Here is a 2,662-nt window from a genome sequence, read left to right on the forward strand (position 1 = left end):
CCCCGCATTGCCGTCAGCTACGCCCGGGACGCCGCGTCGCATCCCGTCTGGTTCTCTGACGTCCTGGCCTCTCTGGCCCGGCACGCGGCCGCAGGCCTGGAAGCCGCCGGCGCGAATCCCGTCGTCGTGAATTCCGCGTCGGGCCACGTCTTCAGCGCGCTCGACTATGACGGCGTGGTCATCCTGGGCGGCGGGGACGTGGACCCGGCCCGCTACGGCGGCGACACCGACGAAAAAACCGTCCACGGCGTGGACACGGCCGCCGACGAGACCGAGATCGACCTGGTCAAGGGGGCTATTGCCAACGGCCGGCCGGTCCTCGGCATCTGCCGCGGACTCCAGCTGATCAACGTCGCCTTCGCCGGCACCCTCTTTGAGGATCTGGGCCCGGAGTCGTTCCACAAGATACATCGGCCGCAGCCGCCCATGGCCAGCCATCCGGTGCGGATTGCCCCCGACAGCCTGCTGGCGGCGGCGCTCGGCACCGGCGAAGTCGCGGTCCAGTCCGGCCATCACCAAGCGGTGCGCCGGTTGGGTGACCGGCTCCGCGTCGTGGCCACTGCGGCCGACGGCGTGGTGGAAGCCGTGGAACTCGCCCGCCCCGATGAAGGCTGGCTGCTGGCGGTCCAGTGGCACCCCGAAGAACCCGGGTCGCCCGAAGGGCAGTTACAGGCGCTGCTCAAGCCCTTCGTCGAGGCGTGCCGGAAGACGACCGCCGGCCTGGGCTGACAGGGGCCGGCACTAAGCCAAATGCCTCTCGGCGTAGGCCTTCATGGCATCCCGCACGAAAGACGCGCCGGCCTCGCCGCCGTAGTTGGCGCCGAACCGCGGGTCGGCCACGTACATCTCGCCCAGACCGGTGAAGTAACCGTAGGACACCTGCTGGCCGCCGTTGGCACTGGAAAGCCAGTCGAACTGGCGCTGCGCCAGGGCCTGAGCCTCCGCGCTGTGGGCGGCTACCCCGGCCTGGCTGGCCGCGACCCAGTCGGCCATCAGCTGGCGGGACCGTTCCGTCCAAGCCTTCCGCTCCGCGTCGGACATCCCGCGCCACCACTTGTCGCCCTTGGCATACGCATCCTTGCCCCAGCGCTCTTCGACCTCCTGCTTGTACTGCGTGTGGTCGAATCCGTCGAACATTTCACTGGCCACGAGATCCTCACCCCTTTCTGTCTTGTCGATGGTGGTCTTGACGGAGGCGATCTGCCGTTCCAGGCGATCGCGCTCCTGCAGGAGCAGTTCCAGGTGAACGCGCAGGGCGGCCGACGCGTCCCGGGTGCCCTCGAACACCTTGCCGATCTCCGGCAGCCCCAACCCGAGCTCCCGCAGCAGCAAAATGCGCTGCAACCGAAGGAGGGCTCCGTCGTCGTAATAGCGGTAGCCGTTGTGGCCGATACGGCTCGGCTCAAGCAGGCCAATGTCCTGGTAATGCCGGAGGGTTCTGCTGGTTGTTCCCGCCGCCTTGGCGACCTCCTGGATCGAGTATTCGCCCCGTCCAACCTGCGGTGCTGTTCCCATGGCAACCACTATGGAGCTTGACGCAGCGGCAAGGTCAAGTGGTCCGGTGCGGCGGTTCCCTGGCCGTCCGGGATAGCATCGGCAGGTGCACACCGACCGGCCCGCAGATTCTCCCCGAGGCCCCGGCGGCGGTGCCTCCCCGCCCGGCGGGCAGAACGTGGCGCACCGCCAAGGCATTCGGATATCAGCGCCGCTGGCGTTGTTCCTGGCGTCGTTGGCAGGGGTCGGACTGGCCATGCAGAGCCGCCTCAACAGCCAGTTGGGCATCGAGCTGGGGGACCAGGTGGGAGCGGCCCTGGTCAGTTTCGGTACCGGGTTGGCGGCCGTTCTGCTCTTCACACTCGTGCACCCGTCGGTGCGGGGCAAGCTGCGCGCCGTTCCCCGGCTCCTGCGGCAGCGGGCCTATCCGCGCTGGTACCTGGGGGCCGGGTTGGTCGGCGCCTTCTACGTGTTCGCCCAGGCGGCCACCGTCGGGCCGATCGGGTTGTCGCTGTTCACCATCGCCATTGTGTCCGGCCAAATGGCTTCCGGCCTCCTGATGGACCGGTGGGGGATCGGGGCCGGACGGAAAATCGCGGTCAGCGGCGCCAGGTTCGCCGGCGCGGCGCTGGCTTTCCTGGCCTCGCTCATTGCCGCCAGCGCCCACCTCGGAACGTCAAGGACCGCGGGGCTGCTCGTACTGTTCATGCTGATCCCGCTGGTGGCCGGGTTGATGCAGAGCGTGCAGCAAGGCGTTCTCGGCCAGGTCGGCGCGGCACACGGCAGCCCGGTGATTTCCACGCTGCTGAACTTCGGGGTGGGGACGGTCGCCCTGCTGGCGGTCTGGGCCGCCCAGGCGCTGATGACCGGGCGAACCGACCTGATCACCGGCGACTGGTGGCTGTACCTGGGCGGGCCGCTCGGAACCTTGATCCTGGCCGCCGGCACCGTCGCGGTGGCCAGCACCGGCGTGCTGCTGACCACACTGACGGTGATCGGCGGGCAACTGGTGGGTGCGCTGGTGTTGGATCTCTTCTGGCCCTCCGCGGGGAGCGCGGTCGGGCCGCAGACGCTGGTGGGCATCGGGCTGACGGGCGCCGGGCTGCTGATTGCTGCCCGTTCCGGCCGCGCACGCCGTTCCGGCCGCGTTCGCTAGGTAGGTCGGGCG

General features: G+C 69.2%; 3 protein-coding genes. 2 read left to right on the forward strand and 1 reads right to left on the reverse strand.

Translation table 11 applies throughout. From position 1 onward, the window contains the following. Positions 1-729, forward strand: a 729-nt coding sequence (locus AC5RUJ_RS14185; RefSeq protein WP_494156044.1) for a gamma-glutamyl-gamma-aminobutyrate hydrolase family protein, incomplete at its 5' end; no start/stop codon positions are given. 12 nt (positions 730-741) lie between these two features. Here AC5RUJ_RS14185 and AC5RUJ_RS14190 read toward each other — a convergent pair. After that, positions 742-1,515: a MerR family transcriptional regulator gene (locus AC5RUJ_RS14190; protein ID WP_494000747.1), complete on the reverse strand. Its 774-nt coding sequence runs from the start codon at positions 1,513-1,515 to the stop codon at positions 742-744. A gap of 85 nt (positions 1,516-1,600) precedes the next feature. On the opposite strand from AC5RUJ_RS14190, the gene AC5RUJ_RS14195 reads away from it, so the two are divergent. Next, on the forward strand, positions 1,601-2,650 hold the full coding sequence (locus AC5RUJ_RS14195; RefSeq protein WP_494000746.1) for a DMT family transporter: 1,050 nt from the start codon (positions 1,601-1,603) through the stop codon (positions 2,648-2,650). The last annotated feature ends 12 nt before the right edge of the window (positions 2,651-2,662 follow it).

The organism is Arthrobacter sp. Y3223164, from assembly GCF_059091005.1.

Coding starts and splice junctions, on each gene's coding strand:
- AC5RUJ_RS14190 (WP_494000747.1), bottom strand. CDS start 1,515: ATGGGAACAGCACCGCAGGTTGGACGGGGCGAATACTCGATCCAGGAG.